Consider the following 24,692-nt stretch of genomic DNA (forward strand, 5'->3'; position numbering starts at 1 on the left):
CCCGCCGCCGGGTCACGCCTTGGGCGCGGACTCCTTCGCGGCCGGGGCCGGCTCCACCGTGAAGACGGCGTCGAGCAGCTGCCGCACCCAGTCCACGAGCTCGGCGTCGGGCAGCGGCTCGCCGTCGCGCTTGGGCAGCGGCACGGTCACGGCGTTGGTCTGCGCGAACAGCCGGCTGCCCGGGTACATGCGCTGGAGTCGCACCTGCTTGCTGTCGGCGAGGTCGGCCGGCGCGATGCGCAGGTTCGGCCCCATCGCGACGACCTCGCTGAGCCCGGCCCGCTGGGCGACGCGACGCAGGCGCGACACCCGCACCAGGTTGTCGACCTCCACGGGCGGCTCGCCGTAGCGGTCGGACAGCTCCTCGATGACCCGGTCGATCTGGTCGTCGGTGGCCGTGGGCGACGCCGCGGTGGACAGCTTCTGGTACGCCTCCAGGCGAAGCCGCTCGCTGTCGACGTACTCCTCGGGGATGTGCGCGTCGACCGGCAGCTCGAGCCGCAGCTCGGTCTGGCCCTCCGCGACGTCGCCGCGGAAGGTGGAGACGGCCTCGCCGATCATGCGGAGGTAGAGGTCGAAGCCCACGCCCTGGATGTGGCCCGACTGCTCGCCGCCCAGCAGGTTGCCCGCGCCGCGGATCTCGAGGTCCTTGAGCGCGACCTGCATGCCGGATCCCAGCTCGTTGTTCGCCGCGATGGTGGACAGCCGGTCGTGCGCGGTCTCGGAGAGCGGCTTGTCGGCGTCGTAGAGGAAGTACGCGTAGGCCCGCTCCCGCCCACGGCCGACGCGACCGCGCAGCTGGTGCAGCTGGCTGAGGCCGTACTTGTCGGCCCGGTCGATGATGAGCGTGTTCGCGTTCGCGATGTCGAGGCCGGTCTCGATGATGGTGGTCGACACGAGCACGTCGAACTTGCGCTCCCAGAAGTCGACGATGACCTGCTCGAGCATCGCCTCGCTCATCTTGCCGTGGGCCACGGCGACGCGCGCCTCGGGCACGAGCTCGGCCAGCTCGGACGCGACCCTGTTGATGCTCGACACGCGGTTGTGCACGAAGAACACCTGGCCCTCGCGCAGCAGCTCGCGCCGGATGGCGGCGGCGATCTGCTTCTCGCTGTTCGGGCCCACGAAGGTGAGGATCGGGTGCCGGTCCTCCGGCGGCGTCGCGAGCGTCGACATCTCGCGGATGCCCGTGACCGCCATCTCGAGCGTGCGCGGGATAGGCGTGGCCGACATCGCGAGGATGTCGACGTTGGCCTTGAGCTTCTTCAGCGCGTCCTTGTGCTCGACGCCGAACCGCTGCTCCTCGTCGATGATGACGAGCCCCACGTCCTTGAACGCGATGTTGCCCGTGAGCAGGCGGTGGGTGCCGATGACCACGTCGACCGAGCCGTCCTCGAGGCCCTTGACGGTCTCGCGCGACTCCTTCTCCGACTGGAAGCGGCTGAGCTGGCGCAGGTGCACGGGGAACCCGGCGAAGCGCTCCGAGAAGGTCTCGAAGTGCTGCTTCACGAGCAGCGTCGTGGGCACGAGCATCACGACCTGCTTGCCGTCCTGCACGGCCTTGAACGCGGCGCGCACGGCGATCTCGGTCTTGCCGAAGCCGACGTCGCCGGAGACGAGGCGGTCCATGGGGATGGGGCTCTCCATGTCGCGCTTGACCTCGTCGATGACCGTGAGCTGGTCCGGCGTCTCCATGAACGGGAACGCCTCCTCGAGCTCGCGCTGCCACGGGGTGTCCGGCGGGAACGAGTGCCCGCGCGACGCCATGCGCGCGGAGTACAGCTTCACGAGCTCGACCGCGATGTCGCGGACGGCCCGGCGCGCCTTGCCCTTCGCGGCGGCCCAGTCGCTGCCGCCCATCTTGCTGAGGGCCGGCTCCTCGCCGCCGACGTAGCGGCTGAGCAGGTCGAGCTGGTCGGTGGGCACGAAGAGCTTGTCGCCCGGGTAGCCGCGCTTCGAGGGCGCGTACTCGATGACGAGGTACTCGCGGCGGGTCTTCACGGCGTTGCGGCCGCCCGAGGAGACCTCGCGCTGCGTGAGCTCGACGAACCTCCCGATGCCGTGCGTGGTGTGCACGACGTGGTCGCCGGGCTTGAGCTGCAGCGGATCCACCACGTTCTTGCGGCGGGTGGCGAGCTTCTTGACCTGACGGCTGTCGTAGCCGGCCGCCCGCCCGTAGAACTCGCTCTCGGTGAGGAGCGCGAGCTTCACCTCGGGCATCTCGAAGCCCGCGTCGATGGCGGAGCGGAGCAGGTAGGCGATGCCGGGCTCGGGCTCGGCGGGGAACTCCTCGACCACGCGCGCCGGGACGCCCGCCTCGCGGAGCACGGTGTCGGCTCGTTCGACCAGTCCGGATCCCTGGGCCACGACGCCCACGCTCCAGCCGTCGGCGAGGCGCTGGCGCACGTGCTCGATGGCGCCGTCGGCGTTGCCCGCGAAGCTCGGCACGGGATCCGCCTGGATGCGCACGGTCATGACCTCGTCGATGCCGAGGTCCTCCGGCAGCACGTCGGTGGCCTGGAAGCCGGACAGGGTCCACCAGCGGCGCGGGCCGCGGGCGTCGCGCAGGCGGCCGAGCGAGAGGAAGTCGCCGGACGCGAGGTCGATGGGCGCCTGCGCTCCCGCGGTGGCGGCGTTCCACGCGGCGTCGAGGAACTCGCGGTTGGTGTCGGCGAGGCTCTGGGCGCGCGTGGACACCCGCTCGGGCGAGACGACGGCGATGGCCGCGTCCACCGGCAGGTAGTGCGTGACCGGGACGAGCCTGTCGACGAGCGCGGGGGCCAGCGACTCCATGCCCTCCACCGGGATGCCCTCGGCGATCTTCGCGAGCATCTGCTGGAGGTTCGGGAACTCGTGCTGCATCTCGCGGGCGCGCTGGCGCACGGGCGCGCTCAGCAGCAGCTCGCGACTCGGCGGCAGCTCCACCGAGGTGATCTCCTCCTCGAGCGAGCGCTGGTCCGCCACCGCGAACGGCCGCATCTGGTCGACCTCGTCGCCGAAGAACTCCACGCGCACCGGGTGGTCGGACACGGGCGGGAACACGTCGAGGATGCCGCCGCGCACTGCGAACTCCCCGCGGCGCGTGACCATGTCGACGCGCGAGTAGGCGAGGTCGACGAGCCGCACGGCGAGCTCGGAGAGGTCGTGCCCGCGGCTGCCGGTGGCGAGCTGCACGGGCGCGAGCTCCGTGAGGTTGTCGGCGACGGGCTGGAGGGCCGCGCGCACCGAGGCGACGATGACGAGCGGGCGCACCCGGTCGGCGGGCACCTCGCGCGCACCCTGGCCGAGCGCGGCGTGCCACTGCTCCATGCGGCGCAGCGCGTGGATCCGCTTGCCCACGATCTCGGCGCTCGGGCTCAGCCGCTCGTGCGGCAGCGTCTCCCATGCCGGGAACTCGAGGATCTCGGCGTCCGGCAGCACCGCGTCGAGGCTGCGGCGCATGCCCTCGGACTCGCGGCCGGTGGCGGTGACGACGAGCAGGCACCCCGGGATGCCGCGCTGGATGCGCTGGCGCAGGAGCCCCGCGAGCAGCGGCCCCTGGAGCCCCTCGGTGAGGGAGAAGTCGGCGTCGCGGGAGGCCGATGCGAGGGCGTCGTCGAACGTGGAGGCGCGCGAGAGCGCCGGGATCAAGCCCTGGAGGATCACCAGATGATCGTACGCGCCGCCACCGACGCGCTCGCCGTCGTCCGCCGAGGGCGGACGCGGGATGCGCAGACCGGGCCGGCCGGGCGGATCAGGACGCGGCGGTGTGGAACCGCAGCTGCGCCGCGATGAGGCCGTCGGAGGCGATCATCTCGATGGCGTCGGCGGCGTCCTCCAGCACGTTCGGCAGCACCTGCCGCTCCGTGGAGGAGAAGGGCTTGAGCACGAAGTCGGCCGCGTCCTGGCGACCGGGCGGGCGGCCGATGCCGATGCGGACGCGCGTGAAGTCGCCCGTGCCGGCGGAGGAGATGATGTCGCGGATCCCGTTGTGGCCGCCGTGCCCGCCGCCCTGCTTGAGCTTCATGGAGTCGAAGGGGATGTCGAGCTCGTCGTGCGCGACCACTAGCTGCGCGGGCTCGAGCGAGAAGTACTTGAGGAGGTTCGCGACCGGGCCGCCGGACAGGTTCATGAACGAGCTCGGCTTCGCGAGGATGAGCTTCGGCCCGCCGGGGACCGCCCGCCCCTCCGCGACCTGCGCGTTGGCGCGGTGCGAGCGGAACGTGGCGCGCATCCGGTCGGCGAGGACGTCGAGCGCCATCTGGCCGACGTTGTGCCGCGTGCCCGCGTACTGCGGGCCGGGGTTGCCGAGGCCGACCACGAGCAGGGTCCGGTCGTCCACGTGCGCTCTCCTCGTCCGTCGATCGCATCCGGGGCGGATGCGCGGAGCCCGCCGGCCGCTGCCGGTGTCCCGGACGGCGGCCGACGGGCTCCGTGGTGCTGGTGGTGCGGTGCCGCACGTCGCGGCGACGCGGCCCGGGGGCCGCGGCGGATGCTACTTGTCGTCGCCCGACTGGTCGCCGGTGGCGCCGTCGTCGGTGACCGCGACGTCCGCGTCGCCCTCGGCCACGACGTCCTCGTCGACCGCGTCGGTCGTGAGGTCGAGCTGGGGCACGGAGATCGCGAGCACGAGGGTCTCGGGGTCGGTGACGAGCGTCGCGCCGGCGGGCAGGTCGACCTGGCCGGCCGTGATCTGCGTGCCCTCCTCGAAGCCCTCGATGGAGACGACGAAGCGCTCCGGGATGTGGGTGGCCTCGACGTCGACCGTGATGGACGTGTACTCGAGGTTGTGGATCGTGCCGGGGTAGGACTCGCCCTCGACGTGGATCGGGACCTCGACCTCGACGCGCTCGCCCTGGCGGACGACGATGAGGTCGACGTGCTCGATGATCTGGCGCACGGGGTCCTTCTGGACGTCCTTCACGAGCACCAGCTGGGGCGTGCCCGCGATGTCGAGCGTGATGATCTGGTTGGCCTTGCGGATGATGAGCATGAGCTCGTGACCCGGCAGCGTGACGTGCTGCGGGTCGGTGCCGTGGCCGTAGATGACCGCGGGGATCTTGCCGATCGCGCGGATCTTGCGAGCCGCGCCCTTGCCGAACTGCGTGCGCAGCTCCGCGGAGAGGTTGTTGTCAACCATGGTGTCGCTCCAATTGCGGCCCGTGAGGGCTCGCGTCGTGTGTCTGTGTCTGCTCGAACGCTTGCGCGTGAGGAATGAGGTGCGAGCCCCGTCCACCGCGTCGATAACGGACCGCCGCCGCGCTCTCGCGCGGCCCCTGCGATCCCTCGCCGAAGTTCAACCCCCGATGCTACCGGACGGACGGGTCCCCGGTCGACGCATCCAGTTCGTCCAGTGCGGCCGGTGCGGCCGTCGGCGACGGGGATCCCGGCAAGGCCGGCGTGGACTGGCCGACCCGGAGGCGCAGGCCGTCGTGGACGCCGTCGACGACGTCCTCGAACGCGACCGGCGCGCCGAGCGTGGCCGAGACGTAGACGCTCACCACGGTCGCGAGCGACAGGAAGGCGTCGTCGACCGTGACCCCGGCCGGTCGGCCCGAGCGCAGGGCATCGGCGATGTCGTCGTACTGGCGGTAGTGGCCCTCGAGGTACGTGTTGTCGAGGCGCGGCGACCGCGGCAGGTCGGCGGCGTGGATCTCGAGCTCGGCGTCGTTGCGCACGTCGGCCTGGGCGGGCACGCCCGACTCGGGCGCCGCGTGGAAGTAGGTGAGGGATCCGGCCTCGATGACGGCGGATCCGCGCGTGCCCTGCACCTGCACGCGGGTGTCGAGGCCCGGGTAGCCCGCGGTGGTCGCCTGCAGGGTCGCGAGGGCGCCGGAGGCGAAGCGGATCACGGCGACCGCGACGTCCTCGACCTCGATGCCGTCGTGCGCGAGCAGCGCCGTCTGCGCGTACACCTCGACCGGGCGGCCGAGGTAGGAGACGAGGAGGTCGAGCGTGTGCACGCCCTGGTTCATCAGCGCGCCGCCGCCGTCGAGGTCCCACGTGCCGCGCCAGTGGCCGGAGTCGTAGAAGCCCTGGCTGCGCCACCACGGCGCGCTGGCGACGGCGGAGGTGAGGCGGCCGAGGCGGCCCGAGCGCACGGCCCGGTCGACGACGACGCTCGACGGGTTGAAGCGGTGCTGGCTGATGACGGTCGAGAGGATCCCCCGCCCGGCGGCCTCGCGCGCGAGCTCGGCGATGCGTCGGCCGCGGGCCAGGTCGACGTCGAGCGGCTTCTCGATGACGACGTGGAGGCCGGCGGCGAGCGCCTCCTCTGCGAGGCCGATGTGCAGGCCGCTTGGCGTGCAGATGACGACGAGCTCGGCGGCGTCCGCGCGGATCATGTCGCCCAGGTGCGCGAAGACGCGCGGGCGGTCGGCGTGCAGCTCGTCGACCACCACGTCGGCGAGCTCGGCGGCGGTGGCGGCCGTGACGTCCACGAGCGCGGCGACGCGGAACTCGGGGTGCTCGGCGAGCACGCGCGCGTGGTGCGTGCCGATGACGCCGCAGCCGACGATCGCGACGCGGATGGGCTCGTGGACGGCGGCGGCGGGCGCGCCCTCCGGGCCCGCGGACGGTGCCGCGTCGGCGCGGAGCACGTCGACGCGCGGCACGTCGGCCTCCGACCGCGCCTCCCTGACGACAGCGGGGACGTCCGCCTCGGGCACCGCGGCGGCGGGCTCGGTCGCGGTGGCCGGCGCGTCGTCGACCCGGCCGGGCGACGCCGTGCGGCCGCCGGGCAGCAGCTCGCGGACGGCCGCGTCGGCGAGCGCGACGGGATCGTCGGTGATGTCGAGCGTGATGCCCTGCTCGTCGTCGCCGAGCGGCTCGAGCGTGCGCAGCTGCGACGCGAGCAGGCTCGACGGCATGAAGTGGCCCTCGCGGCCGCCGAGGCGCTCGGCCAGCAGCTCGTGGTCGCCGGCCAGGTGCACGAAGACGGCGTCGGGCGCGGCGGCACGGAGGACGTCGCGGTAGGAGCGCTTCAGCGCGCTGCACGCGACGACGGGTCCGCCATCGGGGCGCCCCGCGAGCGCGCGACCGACCTCCTCCAGCCAGGGCCGGCGGTCGTCGTCGTCGAGCGCGTGGCCCTCGGCCATCTTGCGGCGGTTGGCCTCCGGGTGGAGGTCGTCGCCGTCGATGAAGGGGACGCCGGCATCCTGCGCGAGCAGCTCGCCCACCGTGGACTTCCCGGATCCGGAGACCCCCATCACGATCACGGGCGGGAACGGGCGGACGGCGTCGATGCGGATCACTCCCTGCGGTTCGGTGAGGAACTCGTGCGGCGCGACCGTGTGGGTGCGCTCGTCCATCCTACGAGACGCTCCCCGACGCCCCGCTGACGGTCGGGGGCCCGGGCGTAGCCTGATGGCGACTGTCGACAAGGAGGCATCAGATGTCAGATGACCAGCAGGCCACGGCGAACATCGGGGTGGTGGGGCTCGCGGTGATGGGGTCGAACCTCGCCCGCAACCTCGCCAGCCGCGAGGGCAACACGGTCGCGGTGTACAACCGCACGACCCAGAAGACCACCGACCTCGTCGAGGAGCACCCCGAGGCGGGCTTCGTCGCCGCCACCACGATCGAGGAGTTCGCCGCGTCGCTGCAGCGCCCCCGCACCGCGATCATCATGGTCAAGGCCGGGCGCGGCACGGACGCCGTCATCGAGCAGCTGACCGAGGCGTTCGAGGAGGGCGACATCATCGTCGACGGCGGCAACGCGCTGTTCACCGACACGATCCGCCGCGAGAAGGAGGTCCGCGCGAAGGGCCTCCACTTCGTCGGCGCCGGCATCTCCGGCGGCGAGGAGGGCGCGCTCAAGGGCCCGAGCATCATGCCGGGGGGCACGGCCGAGGCGTACGAGACGCTCGGCCCCATCCTCGAGTCGATCGCCGCGGTCGCGGAGGGCAAGCCCTGCGTGACCCACATCGGGACCGACGGCGCCGGCCACTTCGTGAAGATGATCCACAACGGCATCGAGTACGCCGACATGCAGCTCATCGCGGAGTCGTTCGACCTGCTGCGCCGGGTCGGCGGCCACGAGCCGGACGCCATCGCCGACGTGTTCGAGGAGTGGAACGGGGGCGACCTCGAGTCGTACCTCATCGAGATCACCGCCGAGGTGCTCCGCCAGAAGGACGCCGCGACCGGGAAGCCGCTCGTCGACGTCATCGTCGACCAGGCCGGATCCAAGGGCACCGGCGTCTGGACCGTGCAGAACTCGGTGGGCCTCGGCGTGCCGGTGGGCGGGATCGCGGAGGCCGTGTTCGCGCGCGCCGTGTCGTCGAAGCCCGAGCAGCGGAAGGCCGTGCAGGCCACCATCACGAGCCGTCCGGAGATCCAGTCGGGCGGCGACACCTTCGAGGACGACGTCCGCGCCGCGCTCTACGCGAGCAAGGTCGTCGCGTACGCGCAGGGGTTCGACGCGATCATCGCGGGCGCGAAGGAGTACGGCTGGGACATCGACAAGGGCAAGGTCGCGGAGATCTGGCGCGGCGGCTGCATCATCCGCGCGCAGTTCCTCAACCGCATCGTCGAGGCGTACGAGAAGGACTCCGGCCTCGCGACCCTCCTCGAGGACCCGTACTTCGCCAAGGCCGTCGCCGACGGCGAGCAGGCCTGGCGCCGGGTCGTCTCGGTCGCCGCGCTGTCGGGGATCCCGGTGCCCGGCTTCGCGTCGGCGCTGAGCTACTACGACTCGCTCGCCTCCGAGCGCCTGCCCGCCGCCCTCGTGCAGGGCCAGCGCGACTTCTTCGGCGCGCACACGTACCACCGCACCGACAGGGAGGGCACCTTCCACACGCTGTGGTCCGGCGACCGCTCCGAGGTCGAGGCGGAGGACACGCACTAGCGTCCACCGACCGTCGCCGACGCCCCGCCGCCCCTCGTGGGCGGCGGGGCGTCTGTCACACTGGGGCGGATGGACGAGGACGAGCACCCGGAGCTCGCGGGCTACGAGCCGCACCGCCCGCGGAGCCTGCGCAGCAAGCGCACGCTCGTCGTGATGCGGGTGGTCGTCGTGGTCGGGATCGTCAGCCTGCTGCTCCCCGGGGTCGTCACCATGGTGCGCGTGGGCGCGAGCACGGCCGACATGGCCTGCAAGGACTTCGTCGCGTACGAGCGGCCCGACTCCCCCTCCTACGAGGTGCGGTTCCAGCTGTTCGGCCCCGGCGGCGTGGGCTACGAGTGCTACACGAGGTACGCCTTCGGCGGCGACGAGCACATCGTGTCGCTCGGGCTCATCCCCTCCGGCCGCGTCGCGCGCGAGGTCGTCGAGCGGAACTCCCGGGACTGATACCCCGGGCGTCCGAGCCGCCGACCCGGACCGCGGCGCTGGGGCCTAGGCCGCGCCGTCGAACATGCTCGTGACGGATCCGTCGTCGAACACCTCGTGGATCGCGCGGGCCAGCAGCGGCGCGATGGGCAGCACCGTGAGCTTGTCCCAGCGCTTGTCCTCGGGGATCGGCAGCGTGTCGGTGACCACGACCGAGTCGATGTGCGGGCTGTCGAGGATCTGCGTGGCCGGGTCAGAGAAGACCGCGTGCGTGGCCGCGACGACGACGCCCGTGGCGCCGTTCTTCTTCAGGGCCTCGGCGGCGGAGACGATGGTGCGGCCGGTGTCGATCAGGTCGTCCACCAGGAGGCACACGCGACCGGCGACGTCGCCGACGATCTCGTGGACGGTGACCTGGTTGTGCACCTTCGGGTCGCGGCGCTTGTGGATGATGGCGAGCGGGGCGCCGAGCTTGTCGCTCCAGATGTCGGCGACGCGCACGCGGCCCATGTCGGGCGAGACGACCGTGAGGGTCTTGGAGTCGAGCACGGAGCGCATGTGCTCGAGGAGCACGGGCATGGCGAAGAGGTGGTCGACGGGGCCGTCGAAGAAGCCCTGGATCTGCGCGGCGTGCAGGTCGACCGACATGATGCGGTCGGCGCCCGCGGCCTTGAACAGGTCGGCGACGAGGCGGGCGGAGATCGGCTCGCGGCCGCGGCCCTTCTTGTCCTGCCGGGCGTAGGGGTAGAACGGGGCGACCACGGTGATCCGCTTGGCCGATGCCCGCTTCATCGCGTCGACCATGATGAGCTGCTCCATGAGCCACTCGTTGATGGGCGCGGTGTGCGACTGGATGACGAACGCGTCGCTGCCCCGGACGCTCTCGTCGTACCGGATGTAGAGCTCGCCGTTGGCGAAGGTCCGCGCGTCGGTGTGCACGAGGGTCGTCTCGAGCTCCTCGGCGATCTGCTCGGCGAGCTCGGGGTGCGCGCGACCTGTGACGATCACGAGCCGCTTCTCTCCGGCGGTCTTGATTGCGGACACGGGACTCCGTCTCGTCAGTGCTGCTCGGTGTGCTCGGTCCCGGACGGATCGTCCTGGTGCCCCTCGGCCGCCTCGACGGCGGCCCGGGCCTCGGGGGTGCCCGGTCGCTTCGCCTCGGTCCAGCCGACCATGTTGCGTTGCGGCGCCACCGAGATGCCGAGTGCGCCGGGCGGGACGTCCTTGCGGATGACGGCACCGGCACCCGTGTAGGAGCCGGTACCGATCCTAACCGGTGCGACGAGGACGTTCCGCGAGCCGAGGTGCACGTGGTCGCCGACCTCCGTGCGGTGCTTCGTGTGCCCGTCGTAGTTCGCGAAGACCGCGCCCGCGCCGATGTTGGTGTGCGCGCCGATGGTCGCGTCGCCCACGTAGCTGAGGTGCGGGACCTTGCTGCCGGCACCGATCTCGACGTTCTTCGTCTCGACGTAGGCGCCGATCTTGCCGTCGTCGCCGAGGCGCGTGCCGGGTCGCAGGAAGGAGAACGGGCCGACCGTCGCGCGGGCGCCGATGACGGCCAGCTCGGCGTCGGTGCGGCGGACGGTCGCGTCCTCGCCGACCTCGGTGTCGCGCAGGGTGGTGTCCGGGCCGACCGTCGCGCCCGCGGCGACCGTGGACGCGCCGAGGATCTGCGTGCCCGGGAGGACCGTGACGTCGGCGGCGAGCGTCGCCTTGACGTCGATCCAGGTGGTGCGCGGATCCTGGATCGTCACGCCCGCGAGCTGCCAGCGGCGGATGATGCGGGCGTTCAGCTCGGTGGCCGCGGCCGTGAGCTGCAAGCGGTCGTTGATGCCGGCGACGAGCCAGCTGTCGCGGACCGGGAGGCCCTCGATGGCGCCGCCCGCGCGGCGGATCACGTCGGCCGCGTCGGTCAGGTACTTCTCGCGCTGCGCGTTGTCGGTGCCGATCGCGCCGAGGGTCTGCCGGAGCGCCTCCGCGTCGAACACGTAGACGCCCGCGTTGACCTCGTCGATGCGGAGCTGCTCGCCGGTCGCGTCCTTCTGCTCGACGATGGCCTCGAACGCGCCGTCCTGGCCGCGGATGATGCGGCCGTTGCCGGTCGGGTCGTCGAGGCGGGCGGTGAGGAGCGTGAGGTCGTTGCGCGCCTGGCGGTGCGCGGAGACGAGCGAGCGGAGCGTGGCCGCGTCGAGCAGGGGCACGTCGCCCGAGAGCACGACGACCTGGCCGGTGAAGCCGTCGGGCAGGGCCGTGATGCCCACCTCGACCGCGCGGCCGGTGCCGGGGATCTCGTCCTGGTCGACCACGAGGGCCTCGGGCGACAGCGCGCGCACGACCTCGACGACCTGGTCGCGGTCGTGGCGCACGACCGTGACGATGTGGCGCGCGCCGAGCTCCTCCGCGGTCGCGAGCACGTGGCCGACGAGCGGCAGGCCGGCGAGCGGGTGCAGGACCTTCGGCAGGCGCGAGCGCATGCGGGTGCCCTGGCCGGCGGCGAGGATCACGACCGCGATGGAGGGGCTGCGCGGCTCGCCGTCGACGTCGAGCTCGCCCGTCACGATGGGGATCTCGCGGGTCGTCGGCGTGATGTCTGAGTCGGTCATGGCGATCTCCCTGATCCTCGTGCGTCTGTCCGGCGCGGCCGGCGGGCGTGGCTCCGCCCCCAGGATTCGAACCTGGACCTCACAGCTCCAAAGGCTGAAGTGCTGCCGTTACACCAAGGCGGACCGCTCACGGTCCGGCCGTGCGCAGGACGAGTCTGCCAGAGGTGCCCGGACGCGGAGACCGGGACGCGGCGGGCGCTCAGGCCCCGCGCGCGCGGCGCCGGCGGAGGACGCCGCGGATCCGCAGCACCAGGAGCAGCGCGCCGCCGACCGCGAGCCCCACGGCCCCGCCGACGAGCACGCGCGCATCGAACGCGCTCTGCTGGAAGGGCCACAGCTGGCTGGCGAGGGCGGCGATCCCGAGCAGGAGCGGCGTCAGCACCGCCGCGACGAGGGCCTCCTGCGACGGCGTCATGGGCTCGGCGCCGCGTCGGCGGTCGCGGATCGTCGTGCCAACGAGGGCGCCCCACAGCGGCAGCACCAGACCGAGGTTCGCGACCGGGACGAGGACGAGGGCGATGAGGAGGGCCAGCGCGGCCCCGCCCACGTACCACCACGGCATGACGGAGCGGATGGAGGGGAGGTCGGCCATGTCCCTCACGCTAGCGACGGGACGGGTGGCCCCGGACCGGCATGATGGGGGGATGCCCAGCCGCGACGAGGTCGACCGCATCGTCGACGCGTGGCGGCGCGAGCGGCCCGACCTCGATTTCTCCCCGCTCGAGGTCCTGTCCCGGGTCGGCCGGTTGTCGCGGCTGCTGGAGCGCGCCCGGCGCTCGGCGTTCCAGGAGTCGGAGCTCGAGTCGTGGGAGTTCGACGTGCTGTCGGCGCTCCGGCGGGCGGGCGATCCCTACCAGCTGAGCCCCAAGGCCCTCCTGCAGCAGACGCTCGTCTCCTCCGGGACCATGACCAACCGGATCGACCGGCTCGTGGCGCGCGGGCTCGTGGAGCGGCGGACGGATCCGCACGACGGGCGCGGGATCCTCGTCGTCATGTCGGACGCGGGGCGCACGCGGGTCGACACCGCGATCACCCGGCTCGTCACCGAGGAGGCGGAGCTGCTCGAGACCCTGCCCGCGGCCGACCGCGACGTGCTCGCGGGGCTGCTGCGGCAGCTGATCCTCGACCTCGACGACGACGGGGCCTGACCCGCTCCACCCCGCCCGCCCGGCTCAGGCGTGCGCGACGCAGCGGCGCGCGGCGGGGCGGATCTCGAGCCGGCCCGCGGGGATCGCCTCGCCGCAGACCTCGCACCGGCCGTAGGTCCCCGCGTCGAGGCGGGCGACCGCCGCGTCGACGTCGGCGAGGCGGACGCGGGCCTCGCGGATCATCGCGTCGGACTGCGAGCGCTCGAACGCGAGGGTCGCACCCTCGGGGTCGTGCTCGTCGTCGGAGTTCGCGTCCTGGCGTGCCTCGACGATCGCGGCCACGTCGCGGTCGAGCCCGCGGATGAGCGCGAGCGTGTCAGCTCGCACCGCTGCGAGCGCCGCGCGCGGGTCGGCCGAGGCGGGCGCGGCGTCGTCGGCCACGGATCCCGCGCTACGCGGCGACGAGCGCGTGCGCGTCCGCCATCAGCTCGACCGAGCGGAGGCGCTCGGGCGTCTGCTGCGACGCGTGTCCGACGATTACCTCGTCGACGCCCGCCTGCTCCGCGAACCGGTTGGCGTAGTCGGAGACCTCGGCGCCGGTGCCGACCGCCGTGTAGGTCATCATGCTGGCGACGTGCGCGCCGACGGGCGCCTCGAGGAGCCGGTCGAGCTCGTCGTCGGTGAAGGTCTGCGTGGCGGGGATCTGGCCGCTCTGGCGGAGCAGCATCATCAGGCGCGCGCGGCGGACGCCGGCGAACTGGCGCTCGGCGTCGGCGCGGTCGTCGGCCGCGATGGCGTTGATGCCGGCGATCGCGTAGGGCGCGTCGAGCTGCTCCGACGGGCGGAAGTCGCGGCGGTAGATCGCGATGGCGTCGAGCAGCATGTCGGGCGCGAAGTGCGAGGCGAAGGCGAACGGCAGGCCGAGTGCCGCGGCCAGCTGGGCGCCGAAGGTCGAGGATCCGAGGATGTACAGGGGGACGCGCGTGCCGGCGCCGGGCGTCGCGGACACCCCGGGGACCTGGCTCTCGCCGGCGAGGAAGGCCTGCAGCTCGACGACGTCCTCCGGGAAGCGGTCGGAGGATCCGGGGTCGCGGCGGAGCGCGCGGAACGTGGCCTGGTCGCTGCCGGGGGCGCGGCCGAGGCCGAGGTCGATGCGTCCCGGGTGCAGCGTCTCGAGCGTGCCGAACTGCTCCGCGATGGTGAGCGGCGAGTGGTTCGGCAGCATGACGCCGCCGGATCCGAGCCGGATCGTCGACGTCTGGCTGGCGACGTGGGCGATGAGCACGCTCGTCGCGCTGGACGCGATCGACGCCATGTTGTGGTGCTCGGCGTACCAGACGCGACGGTAGCCGCTCCGCTCGGCCTGCTGGGCGAGGGCGACGGAGGCCTGGAAGCTGTCGCGGGCGGTCTCCCCGGGGGCGATGGGGGCGAGGTCGAGGATGGAGAGCGGGACGGTCATGCTCATCCCAACAGCGCGGACGCCTCCGGTGTTCCGAGCCCGTCCGGGGCGGGGGCGGCGGGCGCGTCGGCCGTCGTCTCGTCGCGGCGCGCGGCGTCCGCGCGACGACGGCGCACGACCGACCACACGGCCACGACGCCGGCGAGCGCCGCGCAGATCGCGGTGGCGACAGCGATCCGCGCCGCCTCCCCCAGCCCGGTCGGCGTCAGCGGAAGCAGGATCTGCACGGCGAGCACGAGCATCACCCCGGCGATCACGGTGTCGAGCACGCGCCAGGCGGCCGGCCGCGCGAGCACGGGCGCGAAGACGCGGGCAGCCGTCGCGAGCAGCGTGAACCAGACGCAGCTGGCGACCATCGCGCCGACCCCGAACGCCCAGCGGCCGTCGCCGTGGCCCGCCGCGACGGATCCGACGAGGAGCACGGTGTCGAGGTACACGTGCGGGTTCAGCCAGGTGAGCGCGAGGCATGCGGCGACCACGGTGCCGAGCGCGCGGGGCGCGGACCCGGCGACGGCCAGGCCCTGCGGCGCGACGGCCCGCAGCAGCGAGAGCGCCGCGTAGCCGGCGAGGAAGCACGCGCCGAGGATGCGGATGACGACGATCGCGAGGGGCGCCGCCTCGATGATCGCGCCGATCCCCGCGACGCCGAGGCCGATGAGGATCACGTCGGAGACCGCGCAGATGAGGACGACGACGAGCACGTGCTCGCGCCGCGTGCCCTGCCGCAGGATGAAGGCGTTCTGCGCGCCGATCGCGGCGATGAGCGAGAAGCCGAGGCCGAAGCCGGAGAGCGCGTGCGCGAGCGGGTGCATGACCTCCACGCTAGGCATCGGGCGCGCATCAGGCCAGCTCATGTTCCTGCTGCACCATTAGCATCGCTGATGATGGACATCCGCACCGAGCACCTGCGCACCCTGGCCGCCGTCATCGACACGGGCACGCTCGACGCGGCCGCGCGCGCGCTGCGGCTCACGCCCTCCGCGGTGAGCCAGCGGATCACCGCGCTCGAGCGCAGCGCCGGCCGCGTGCTCCTGCGCCGCACCCGGCCCGCCACCACCACGGAGGCGGGCGACGCCGTGCTGCGGCACGCGCGCCAGGTGCTCCTGCTCGAGCGCGACCTCGACGGGCTGCTCGGCGTGGGCGACGGGGACGGCGACGCACCGCGGGCGGGGACGGCGGCCGTGCCCGTGGTCGTGAACGGCGACTCGCTCGCGTCGTGGCTGCTGCCCGCGTTCGCCGCGCTCGCGGCCGAGACGGGCCAGGCGGTCGAGGTGCTGCGCGAGGACGAGCACCACTCCCTCGACCTGCTGCGCGACGGATCCGCGATGGCCGCCGTCACGAGCGTGAAGGACCCGGTGCAGGGCTGCACCTCGGAGCGCCTCGGGCGGATGCGGTACCGCGCGCTCGCGACGCCCGCCTACGTCGCCGCGCACCTGCCCGACGGGCCCACTCCGAGCGCGCTGGCCGTGGCGCCGCTCGTGATGTTCGACCGCAAGGACGCCATGCAGGACCGCTGGCTCCGCGGCCGTCGCGCGTCCGCGGGACAGCCGCGGCACTACGTGCCGTCCTCGGCGGAGTTCGTCACGGCGGTCACGCTCGGCATGGGCTGGGGCATGCTGCCCGACCTGCAGAGCGAGGAGCTCGTCGCGTCGGGCGCGCTCGTGCCGCTGGACGCCGGATCCCACGTGGACGTGGCGCTGCACTGGCAGCGCTGGAGCGTCGACTCCCCCGTGCTCGCCGACCTCACCCGGCACGTGCGCGCCGCGGCCGCCTCGCTGTGATAGCGAGGCGAGCCGGGCGGCCGCGGCGGGTGGCGCGCGGGACGGTCAGCGCCGGAGCGCCGCCCGCGCCATCCGGTTGCCGGCGAGCTGCACCACCTGCACGAGCACGATGATGATGAGCACCGCCGCCCACGTGACGACCGGCTCGAACTGCCGGTACCCGTAGACGATCGCGAAGTTCCCGAGGCCGCCGCCGCCGATCGCGCCCGCGACTGCCGTCATGTCCACGATGCCGACGAATGCGAAGGTGTACCCGAGGATCAGCGGGCCGAGCGCCTCGGGGATCAGCAGCGTGAAGATGATCCGCACCGGGCTCGCGCCCACGGACCTGGCCGCCTCGATCACGCCCGGCTGCACCGTGAGCAGGTTCTGCTCGACGATGCGGCTGATCGCGAACGACGCCCCGAGCGACAGCGTGAAGATGACCGCCGGCTGCTGGATGCCGGTGCCCGTGACCAGGCGGGCGAGGGGTTGCGCCGCGACCAGGAAGATCACGAACGGGATGGGGCGGAAGGTGTTGACGACCAGGTTCAGCACCGCGTATACGGCCCGGTTCGGCAGCAGGCTGCTGGCGCGCGTGAGGTAGAGGCCGAGGCCCATCAAGAGGCCGCCGAGCCCGCCGAACAGGAGCGTGAGGAGCACCATCACGAGCGTCTCGACCGTCGACTGGCCGAGGAGCGGCAGGAGCGGGTTCAGCGTGTCCATCTCAGACCACCTCCGTCACGGTGACGCCGGCGCGGTCGGCCGCGAGCACCTCGTCGATGCGCGCGGGGTCGCCCCCGAGCGCGAGGGTCAGGTTGCCGAACGTGCGGCCCTGGATGTCGGTGATGCCGCCGTGCACGACCTCGAAGGCGATGCCCGCCTCCGCGAGCGCCCGGAACACCTCGGCCTGCGTCGCGCCGCCGTCCGCGAAGGACAGCGTGACGAGGCGTCCCGGGTGCCGGCGGCGGAGGCGCTGGACCTCGTGCGGCTCGGGCACGCCCGCGACCACGGTCGACACGAAGCGGCGCGCGGCGTCGCTCGTGGGACGCGAGAACACGTCGAACACGTCGCCCTGCTCGATGACGCGGCCCGAGTCCATGACGGCCACGCGGTCGGCGATGGACTTGATGACCTCCATCTCGTGCGTGATGACGACGATGGTGACGCCGAGCTCCTCGTTGACCCGGCGCAGGAGCGAGAGGACCTCGCTCGTGGTCTCGGGATCCAGCGCGCTCGTGGCCTCGTCGGCCAGGAGGATCGCGGGGCTCGTGGCGAGCGCCCGGGCGATGCCGACGCGCTGCTTCTGGCCGCCGGACAGCTCGTCGGGCCGCGCGTGCGCCTTGTCGGCGAGGCCGACGAAGTGCAGCAGGTCGCTGATCCGCCGCTGCTGCTGGTCCTTCGGCATGCCCGCGACCGTGAGCGGGTACGCGACGTTGCCCCACACCGTCTTCGACGTGAAGAGGTTGAACTGCTGGAACACCATGCCGATGCCGAGGCGCAGCTTCCGCAGCTCGCGCTCGGGGAGGGCCTGGATCTCGCGCCCGTCGACCGCGACGGTGCCTGCGGTCGGCCGCTCGAGCGCGTTCACGAGCCGCACGAGCGTGCTCTTGCCCGCGCCGGAGTAGCCGATGATGCCGAACACCTCACCGCGGCGGATGTCGAGGTCGACGTCGGCGAGGGCGTGGAGCCCCGCCTCCCCCTTCGCGCGGGGCGGGTACTGCTTGCCGACGCCGCGGAGGGAGACGTGCGGGGCGTCCGTCATCGAGCCGCCTTCTTCTCGGCGACGGCCTTCTCGGTGGTGGTGAGGAGGCTCTGCAGCTCGTCGGCCGGCGTCTGCAGCGGGATCGCCGTGCCGCCGGAGTTCTCGACGACCGCGTCCACGACGGCCGGGGTGTCCCGGAAGATCTGCGCGAGCTTCAGGTACGTCTCGTTGTCGGCGTCGGCGGCGCGGGCCGCGAAGACGTTGACGTAGGCGAGCGCCTTCGGGTCGCTGGGGTCGTCCTGCGCGATCGCGGCGTCGGCGGTGAGGCCCGCGTCGGTGACGAAGTCGTTGTTGATGATGACGGCGTCCGCGTCCGGCAGCGAGGTGGCCGTGAGCGCGGCGTCCACCGTGGTGACGGTGACCTTCGAGGCGGACTGGTCGATGTCGTCGAGCGTGGAGACGCTGGATCCGCCGCCCTTGAGCGTGAGGAGTCCCTCGCGCTGGAGCAGGAGGAGGCCGCGCGCGAGGTTCGACTCGTCGTTGGGCAGGATCACGGTGCCGCCCTGCGGGATGTCGGCGACCGACGCGTGCTTCGACGAGTACAGCCCGAGCGGGTAGATCGCCGTGGCGCCGATGGGCGTGAGGTCCTCGCCCGCGCCCTCGTTGTACTGAGCGAGGTAGACGAGGTGCTGGAACTGGTCGAGGTCGATCTCGCCCTCCGACAGCGCGGGGTTCACCTGCGGGTACTCGGTGAAGTCGACGATCTGCACGTCGATGCCCTCCTCCTTGGCCGCCTCGACGAACAGGGGCCACTGCGGGTCGCTCGCGCCCACGACGCCGATCCTCACGGCCTTCCCGCCGCCCGAGAACGCGCCGACGGCGAAGAGGACGGCCGCGACGATCGCGAGGACGACGACGACCGCGCCGATGATGAGGCCGAGGCGGTTCCTCCGCTTCGGGGCGTCGATCAGGGGTGCCTGGGTGGTCATGGTGGTCCTCTCGGTGGTGCGGGGCCGGTGCTGTCCGGTGGTGGTGCGGGTGCGGTCGTGCGTATGCGGTCGTGCGGGGATGCGGGGCGGCCGGATGGCGCGCGGGTGCGCGCGCCGACGCGGTCGAGCGGACGCGCCTCGGCACCCGGTCGGATCGCCGGGGAGGCGTGCACGGGACGACGCTCCCGCCTGCGGTGCGGGACGCCGACGACGGCCGGTGGCCGCGTCCCTGCAGCACCTCGACGGTAGGCGGACGGACGGGGGCGTGTCGAACCCGGCCGTAACACGGGGACACCCCGCATCGCCCGCGGGATGTGGCAGGGTCGGCCACGGAGGTGCCCATGCACGAGGACGACGACGCCGTCTCCGCGCTCCCCGTCGAGGAGCTGCGACGCCGCGTCTACGCGCAGGGGGCCGACGAGGCCGACGAGCGGTGGATCCGCGCGGCCGCCGAGCTCACCCGCCGCGAGCGCGCGTCCCGGCCCGCCGCGGGCGACGCGGTCCTCGAGGCGGGAGCGAGTGCGGGACCGGGTGCAGACGGGCGGGCGGATGCGGCGGATGCGGCGGATGCGGCGGATGCGGCGGATGCGGCGGATGCGGCGGATGCGGCGGATGCGGCGGATGCGGCGGTCCCCGCGTCCGCCGACGCGACGGCGGACGACGGGTCCTCGGACGACGGGTCCTCGGACGACGACGCCGACGCCTCCCCCTCCCCTCCCCGCGGATCCCGACGCGTCCTCGTCGGGATCGCCGCCGCCGCGCTGGCCGTGGGCCTCGCCGCGGGCGGAGCGGTCGGCGCATCGCTCGGCGCCGGATCCGCCGTGACGGACTCCGCCGACGGCACCCCGAGCCCCGGCGCGGACGCGCCGCCGGCCGCCGCGGGATCCACCCCGGCCGCCGCCGCGAGCCCCGACGGCCCCGCGCTCCTCGGCCCCGACTCCACCTCCGACCAGCGCAGCCGCCCGGTCGGCGCGATCTTCGACGGCCCGCAGGAGGACGGCGACCGCCCGCCCAAGGCCGTCCGCGCCGACGTCGACGCCACCACGATCCGCGCCGTGCAGACGAGCGTCGGCCTCTACGCCGGGCTCTCCGTGTCGGGCGACCTGTGCCTGCTGGTGTTCCCGAGCGGCGGCGCGGGCGTCGTCACGTGCGCGTCGCCCGACCGCATCGCCGCCGACGGCCTCCGCATCGCGTGGACCACCGAGTTCCCGTCGCGCAATCGCGACGGCTCGACGGGCATGATCACGGGCGACGTGACGGCGACCTGGTCGGGCGACGACCTCATCACGCTGACGACGCCTGACCGCATCCTCGCGTACTGAGCGGCGCCTCCGGGACCGCGTCGGACGTGTGGGAGGGTCGTCGCGGGAAGGGGACACCACCATGGACGCACGCGCATCGGGGTCGGACGACGACCTCACCACGCTCCCGCTCGACGCGCTCCGCGAGCTCGTGTACGCGCAGGGGGCCGACGAGGCCGACGAGCGGTGGATCCGCGCGGCCGCCGAGCTGACGCGCCGCGAGCGCGCGGCCTCCCCCGCCGCCCGTCCGGCGGAGGCGGACGGACCGGACGCGGAGGGCGACGGGGCCGACGCGGCGGATCCGCCCGCGCGCTCCCGCCGGACGCTCGCGTGGGCCGGCGGCGCCCTCGTCGTCGGGCTGCTCGCGGGCGCGGGCATCGCCACCGGGCTCGGCGGATCCGCGGCGCCGTCCGCCGACGCGACGGCGACCCCCTCCGCCGCTGCCACCGACTCCGCCGCTGCGCCGCCGGATCCCGCGAGCGTGCGGTCGCTGCTCGGCACCGACATCAGCCGCACCTCGGCCGCCCTCGCGGTCGACGGGATCCTCGCCGCTCCGCAGCAGGAGGCCGACCGGCCGCCGCGCTCGCCCGGCGGCGACATCGACCTCACCTCCATCCGCGGGGTGCAGACGAGCGTGGGCCTCTACGTCGCGCGCACGATCTCCGGCGACGCGTGCCTGCTCGTGTACCCGTGGACGGGATCCGTCCCGGACGACGAGAGCAGCCCCGGCTCCGGCGTCGCGTCGTGCGCCCCGCCCACGCAGCTCGCCGTCTCGGGCCTGGAGATGACGTGGATCGCGAACGTGCCGGTGCTCAACATGGACGAGACCGTGCGCATGGCCGGGGGCGGGCTGACCGTCGTCTGGTCCCCCGACGGGAAGCTCACCCTGAGCTCGCCAGACGTCCCCGTCGCGTACTGACCGCTCGGCGGATCAGCCCTCGAGCAGCTCGCTGAGCTCCATCCACCGGCTCTCGAACGCCTCGACCTCGGCCTCGATCGCGCGCACGCCCTCGTTGAGCTTCCCGAGGCCGTCGTAGTCGTTCGGGTCGTGCTCGGCCATGGCGTCGAGCGCCTGGCGGCGGCGCGTGTCCGCCTTCTCGAGCTTCCGCGTGATGCTCGCGAGCTCCTTCTGCGCGTTCCGCAGCTCCGCGCCCTGGAGGGACGAGCCGCCGGATCCGCCGAGCGTCGCCGTGGCCTGACCGCCCACCTCGTCGGGCCGGGCGATGGTCGCCTTCTCGGCGTTGCCGGGCTGCGACCGGAGCTTCAGGTACTGCTCCACGCCGCCGGGGAGGTGGCGGAGGTTCCCGTTCATCACCGCGTACTGCTGGTCGGTGACGCGCTCGATGAGGTACCGGTCGTGGCTGACGACGAGGAGCGTGCCGGGGAACGAGTCGAGCAGGTCCTCCATCGCGGCGAGCATGTCGGTGTCGAGGTCGTTGGTGGGCTCGTCGAGGATCAGCACGTTCGGCTCGTCGAGCACGATGAGGAGCAGCTGGAGGCGGCGCTTCTGGCCGCCCGAGAGGTCCTTCACCGGGGTGGACAGCTGCGCGCTCGTGAAGCCGAGACGCTCGAGCAGCTGGCCGGGCGTCATCTCCTTCCCGCCCGCGACGTAGGTGGTGCGCTGGCGGCCGATGACGGTGGACACGCGGTCCTCGAGCACGTCCTTCAGCTCGTCGAGCTGCTGCGTGAGCACGGCGACCTTGATGGTCTTGCCGCGCTTCACCCTGCCGGTGGTGGGCTGCAGGGATCCGGCGACGAGCGACAGGAGAGTGGACTTGCCCGCGCCGTTGACGCCGAGGATGCCGGTGCGCTCGCCGGGCGCGATGCGCCACTCGACGTCCTTGAGGATCTGCTTCTCGCCGTAGCTGACGGACACGTCGAGGAGGTCGACGACGTCCTTGCCGAGCCGCTGCATCGCCATGGACGCGAGCGAGACGGTGTCGCGCGCGGGCGGCTCGTCGGCGATGAGGGCGTTGGCCGCCTCGATCCGGAACTTCGGCTTGGCCGTGCGCGCGGGCGCCCCGCGGCGCAGCCACGCCAGCTCCTTCTTCATGAGGTTCTGGCGCTTCGCCTCGGAGACCGCGGCGCTCCGGTCGCGCTCGACGCGCTGCAGGATGTACGCCGCGTACCCGCCCTCGAACGGCTCGATGAGCCGGTCGTGGACCTCCCACGTGGCGTTCGCGACCTCGTCGAGGAACCAGCGATCGTGGGTCACGACGATGAGGCCGCCGGAGTTGGGCGCCCAGCGGCGGCGGAGGTGGCCGGCGAGCCAGGCGATGCCCTCGACGTCGAGGTGGTTGGTGGGCTCGTCGAGGAAGAGGATGTCGTGGTCGCCGATGAGGAGCTTCGCGAGCGCGACCCGGCGGCGCTGACCGCCCGAGAGGTTCGCGACGTCGGCGTCCCACGGCACGTCCGAGGCGAGGCCGTCGATCACGTCGCGGACGAGCGGGTTGCCCGCCCACTCGTGCTCGTCGATGCCGCCGACGATGGCCTCGCCGACGGTCTGGCCGTCGGGCAGCGTGTCGCTCTGGTCGAGCACGCCGATCGTGATCCCGCGACGGCGCGTGACGCGGCCGCGGTCGGGCTCGAGCCGGCCGGCGAGGAGGGAGAGGAGGGTCGACTTGCCGTCGCCGTTGCGTCCGACGATGCCGATGCGGTCGCCCTCGTTCACCCCGATGGTCACGTCGTCGAAGATCACGCGCGTCGGGAACTCGAGGTGGAGCGCTTCGGCTCCCAGCAGATGGGCCACCGCACGAGCCTAGGTGACCCCCGGCCGGGGAATTCCCGCGAGCCGCCCGCCGTTGCCACTGATCGTGGCCCGCGCAGGGCCGCGCGCTCGACGGGGAGCAGCCCGCCCCGCCGCCCGTGCGCCGGGATCCGCCCACCGCGAGGAGCGCACATGACGACCAGCCGCACCGAGACCGCATCGATCCCCGTCACCGGCTCGACCGCCGCATCCGCCGCGTCCCCCGCCCGCCGCGAGTCCGCCGCCGGCCTCCTCGTCTACGCGCTCACGCTGCTCGTCCTCGTCGCATCCGGCGCCGCGCCCTCGCCGCTCTACCCCGTGTACCAGGAGGAGTGGACGCTGCCGCCCGTGGTGCTCACGCTCGTGTTCGCCGTCTACGTCGCCGGCCTCCTCGCGACGCTCCTGACGGCCGGCCGGCTCTCCGACCACATCGGCCGCCGCCCGGTGATCCTCGGCGCCCTCGTCGTGTCCGTCGCCGCCATGCTCGTCTTCGCCTTCGCGCACGACGGGCTCGCGCTCGTGGTCGCGCGCATCCTCCAGGGCCTCGCGATCGGCCTCGCGACCGGCGCCCTCGGCGCCGGGATGATCGACCACCAGCCGTCGCGCCGATCCGGCCTCGCCGCCTTCCTCAACGGCGTCGTGCCGCCCGTGGCGCTCACGGTCGGCGCGCTCGGCAGCGGCTTCCTCGTCGCCTACGGCCCCGCGCCCGAGGAGACGGTGTTCCTCGTGCTCGCCGCGCTCATGGTCGCCGCGGGGATCGCCGTCGCGTTCGTGCCCGAGCGCCAGCCGCGTCGCGCGGGCGCGCTCCGCTCGCTCGTGCCGTCGGTCGCCGTGCCGCGCGCCGCCCGCTCCGTCTTCACCGCGGTCGTCGGCGGGATGATCGCGAGCTGGGCGCTCGGCGGCATGTTCCTGGCCTTCATCGGATCCGTGCTCGGCACGACGTTCGGCCTGCACAGCGCCGCGCTCACGGGGACCGCGATCGCGCTGTTCACCGGCACGGGCGCGATCACCGGCATCGTGATCCGCACCCGCGACGCCCGCCGCAGCCTCATCGTCGGCGTGGTCGCGCTCGTGCTCGGCCCGATCGGCCTCGTCGCCGCGATCTGGACCGCGTCGCTCCCCCTGTTCGCGATCGCCGCGGTGATCGGCGGCGTCGGCTTCGGCGCGGGCTTCCAGGCGGGCCTGCGGCTCGTGCTCGCGGAGGCGCCGGTCGACCAGCGCGCGAGCCTCCTCTCCTCCGTCTACGTCGCGAGCTACCTCGCGTTCGGCGTGCCGAGCATCGTCGCGGGCGTGTTCGTCGAGGCGGACGGGCTGCCGATCGTGCTCACCGTCTACGGCGCCTTCGTCGCGGCGAGCGCCCTGGTCGCGCTCGTGCTGCAGCTCACGGGGCGCCGCACGCGCCGCGCCGAGCGGATCGCCGACGCGCTGGACGCCGCCGCCCGCTGAGGATCGCCGCCCCGCGGGCATCCGGGTAGCATCGTCGTCGCCGTGCGGCCGAGCTGTCCCGGCGCGCGTCCTACCGGACCGGCATCCCGCCCGGCGCCGGCCCCGAACGGAAGGTCGCCCCCATGGCGTTCATCGTCGTCCTGCTCGTCCTCTGGCTGATCCTCACGGTCGTCGGCTTCGCCATCAAGGGCCTCATCTGGCTCGGGATCATCGGCATCATCCTGATCCTCGGCACGATCGTGCTCGGCAGCCTCCGCCGCCGCTACAACGCCGCGAAGACCCCCAGGGCGTAGCCGCCGGAGGGGCCCGCGACCGCGGGGGCCGCGGGGACGACGGGCTATCCTC

Annotated in this window: 22 protein-coding genes and 1 tRNA gene; 8 read left to right on the top strand and 15 right to left on the bottom strand. The window is 73.3% G+C overall.

What is annotated here, in order from left to right; genetic code table 11:
- Positions 1-12: 12 nt before the first annotated feature.
- From mfd to KYT88_RS11820, 4 genes are all read right to left on the bottom strand, one after another.
- Positions 13-3,645: a transcription-repair coupling factor gene (mfd, locus tag KYT88_RS11805; protein WP_043588671.1), complete on the bottom strand. Its 3,633-nt coding sequence runs from the start codon at positions 3,643-3,645 to the stop codon at positions 13-15.
- Between the two features lie 88 nt (positions 3,646-3,733).
- Entirely contained in the window at positions 3,734-4,321 is a 588-nt protein-coding gene (gene pth / locus KYT88_RS11810) for an aminoacyl-tRNA hydrolase (RefSeq protein ID WP_043588674.1), read from the bottom strand.
- A gap of 153 nt (positions 4,322-4,474) precedes the next feature.
- The gene (locus KYT88_RS11815) at positions 4,475-5,119 is read right to left on the bottom strand and encodes a 50S ribosomal protein L25/general stress protein Ctc (protein WP_043588676.1); all 645 of its coding nucleotides are present in this window, start codon (positions 5,117-5,119) and stop codon (positions 4,475-4,477) included.
- Between the two features lie 169 nt (positions 5,120-5,288).
- Entirely contained in the window at positions 5,289-7,289 is a 2,001-nt protein-coding gene (locus tag KYT88_RS11820) for a gluconokinase, GntK/IdnK-type (protein ID WP_043588679.1), read from the bottom strand.
- Positions 7,290-7,372: 83 nt separating this feature from the next.
- Between KYT88_RS11820 and gnd the strand changes: the two genes are divergently transcribed.
- Entirely contained in the window at positions 7,373-8,827 is a 1,455-nt protein-coding gene (gene gnd, locus KYT88_RS11825) for an NADP-dependent phosphogluconate dehydrogenase (RefSeq protein ID WP_043588681.1), read from the top strand.
- A 69-nt stretch (positions 8,828-8,896) separates the two neighbouring features.
- On the top strand, positions 8,897-9,271 hold the full coding sequence (locus tag KYT88_RS11830) for a hypothetical protein (RefSeq protein ID WP_043588682.1): 375 nt from the start codon (positions 8,897-8,899) through the stop codon (positions 9,269-9,271).
- A gap of 45 nt (positions 9,272-9,316) precedes the next feature.
- Here KYT88_RS11830 and KYT88_RS11835 read toward each other — a convergent pair whose 3' ends face one another.
- The 4 genes from KYT88_RS11835 to KYT88_RS11850 form a co-directional block, all read right to left on the bottom strand.
- Positions 9,317-10,294, bottom strand: a complete 978-nt coding sequence (locus KYT88_RS11835; RefSeq protein WP_012038964.1) for a ribose-phosphate diphosphokinase — start codon at positions 10,292-10,294, stop codon at positions 9,317-9,319.
- A gap of 14 nt (positions 10,295-10,308) precedes the next feature.
- A complete protein-coding gene (glmU, locus tag KYT88_RS11840) occupies positions 10,309-11,853 on the bottom strand; it encodes a bifunctional UDP-N-acetylglucosamine diphosphorylase/glucosamine-1-phosphate N-acetyltransferase GlmU (RefSeq protein ID WP_051629448.1) in 1,545 nt (514 codons plus the stop codon).
- Positions 11,854-11,901: 48 nt separating this feature from the next.
- A tRNA-Gln gene (locus KYT88_RS11845) sits at positions 11,902-11,976 on the bottom strand.
- Between the two features lie 76 nt (positions 11,977-12,052).
- On the bottom strand, positions 12,053-12,445 hold the full coding sequence (locus tag KYT88_RS11850; RefSeq protein WP_043588683.1) for a hypothetical protein: 393 nt from the start codon (positions 12,443-12,445) through the stop codon (positions 12,053-12,055).
- Between the two features lie 52 nt (positions 12,446-12,497).
- On the opposite strand from KYT88_RS11850, the gene KYT88_RS11855 reads away from it, so the two are divergent.
- Positions 12,498-13,001 (top strand): MarR family winged helix-turn-helix transcriptional regulator, encoded by a 504-nt coding sequence (locus KYT88_RS11855; protein WP_043588684.1) that lies wholly within the window; start codon positions 12,498-12,500, stop codon positions 12,999-13,001.
- 24 nt (positions 13,002-13,025) lie between these two features.
- Here the strand turns inward: KYT88_RS11855 and KYT88_RS11860 are convergent, their stop codons facing one another.
- The 3 genes from KYT88_RS11860 to KYT88_RS11870 are packed head-to-tail and all read right to left on the bottom strand — an operon-like array spanning position 13,026 to position 15,212.
- Complete coding sequence (locus KYT88_RS11860; RefSeq protein ID WP_043588687.1) at positions 13,026-13,382, bottom strand: TraR/DksA family transcriptional regulator; 357 nt, start codon at positions 13,380-13,382, stop codon at positions 13,026-13,028.
- A 10-nt stretch (positions 13,383-13,392) separates the two neighbouring features.
- Positions 13,393-14,400, bottom strand: coding sequence for an LLM class flavin-dependent oxidoreductase (locus KYT88_RS11865; RefSeq protein WP_043588688.1), 1,008 nt, complete (start codon positions 14,398-14,400; stop codon positions 13,393-13,395).
- Positions 14,401-14,402: 2 nt separating this feature from the next.
- A complete protein-coding gene (locus tag KYT88_RS11870) occupies positions 14,403-15,212 on the bottom strand; it encodes a LysE/ArgO family amino acid transporter (protein ID WP_043588732.1) in 810 nt (269 codons plus the stop codon).
- Between the two features lie 69 nt (positions 15,213-15,281).
- Here KYT88_RS11870 and KYT88_RS11875 point away from each other — a divergent pair, with 69 nt between their 5' ends.
- Entirely contained in the window at positions 15,282-16,181 is a 900-nt protein-coding gene (locus KYT88_RS11875; protein WP_043588691.1) for a LysR family transcriptional regulator ArgP, read from the top strand.
- A gap of 45 nt (positions 16,182-16,226) precedes the next feature.
- Here the strand turns inward: KYT88_RS11875 and KYT88_RS11880 are convergent, their stop codons facing one another.
- The 3 genes from KYT88_RS11880 to KYT88_RS11890 are packed head-to-tail and all read right to left on the bottom strand — an operon-like array spanning position 16,227 to position 18,854.
- On the bottom strand, positions 16,227-16,886 hold the full coding sequence (locus KYT88_RS11880; protein ID WP_043588693.1) for a methionine ABC transporter permease: 660 nt from the start codon (positions 16,884-16,886) through the stop codon (positions 16,227-16,229).
- 1 nt (position 16,887) lies between these two features.
- Complete coding sequence (locus tag KYT88_RS11885; RefSeq protein ID WP_043588696.1) at positions 16,888-17,925, bottom strand: methionine ABC transporter ATP-binding protein; 1,038 nt, start codon at positions 17,923-17,925, stop codon at positions 16,888-16,890.
- Complete coding sequence (locus KYT88_RS11890) at positions 17,922-18,854, bottom strand: MetQ/NlpA family ABC transporter substrate-binding protein (protein ID WP_043588698.1); 933 nt, start codon at positions 18,852-18,854, stop codon at positions 17,922-17,924. Before KYT88_RS11890 ends, KYT88_RS11885 begins: the two co-directional genes overlap by 4 nt.
- A 341-nt stretch (positions 18,855-19,195) precedes the next feature.
- Here KYT88_RS11890 and KYT88_RS11895 point away from each other — a divergent pair, with 341 nt between their 5' ends.
- Both KYT88_RS11895 and KYT88_RS11900 read left to right on the top strand, forming a co-directional pair.
- Positions 19,196-20,176 carry a hypothetical protein gene (locus tag KYT88_RS11895; RefSeq protein WP_237583661.1) on the top strand — a complete coding sequence of 327 codons (981 nt, stop codon included), beginning with the start codon at positions 19,196-19,198 and terminating at the stop codon, positions 20,174-20,176.
- A 61-nt stretch (positions 20,177-20,237) separates the two neighbouring features.
- The gene (locus tag KYT88_RS11900) at positions 20,238-21,074 is read left to right on the top strand and encodes a hypothetical protein (RefSeq protein ID WP_237583662.1); all 837 of its coding nucleotides are present in this window, start codon (positions 20,238-20,240) and stop codon (positions 21,072-21,074) included.
- 12 nt (positions 21,075-21,086) lie between these two features.
- On the opposite strand, the gene KYT88_RS11905 is transcribed toward KYT88_RS11900, so the two are convergent.
- Positions 21,087-22,904: an ABC-F family ATP-binding cassette domain-containing protein gene (locus KYT88_RS11905; RefSeq protein ID WP_043588423.1), complete on the bottom strand. Its 1,818-nt coding sequence runs from the start codon at positions 22,902-22,904 to the stop codon at positions 21,087-21,089.
- 150 nt (positions 22,905-23,054) lie between these two features.
- On the opposite strand from KYT88_RS11905, the gene KYT88_RS11910 reads away from it, so the two are divergent.
- Complete coding sequence (locus KYT88_RS11910) at positions 23,055-24,347, top strand: MFS transporter (RefSeq protein WP_043588426.1); 1,293 nt, start codon at positions 23,055-23,057, stop codon at positions 24,345-24,347.
- Positions 24,348-24,469: 122 nt separating this feature from the next.
- Positions 24,470-24,640, top strand: coding sequence for a hypothetical protein (locus KYT88_RS11915; protein WP_043588427.1), 171 nt, complete (start codon positions 24,470-24,472; stop codon positions 24,638-24,640).
- Positions 24,641-24,692: the final 52 nt, after the last annotated feature.

Origin of the sequence: Clavibacter sp. A6099 (assembly GCF_021919125.1) — a bacterium.
Lineage (GTDB): Bacteria > Actinomycetota > Actinomycetes > Actinomycetales > Microbacteriaceae > Clavibacter > Clavibacter seminis.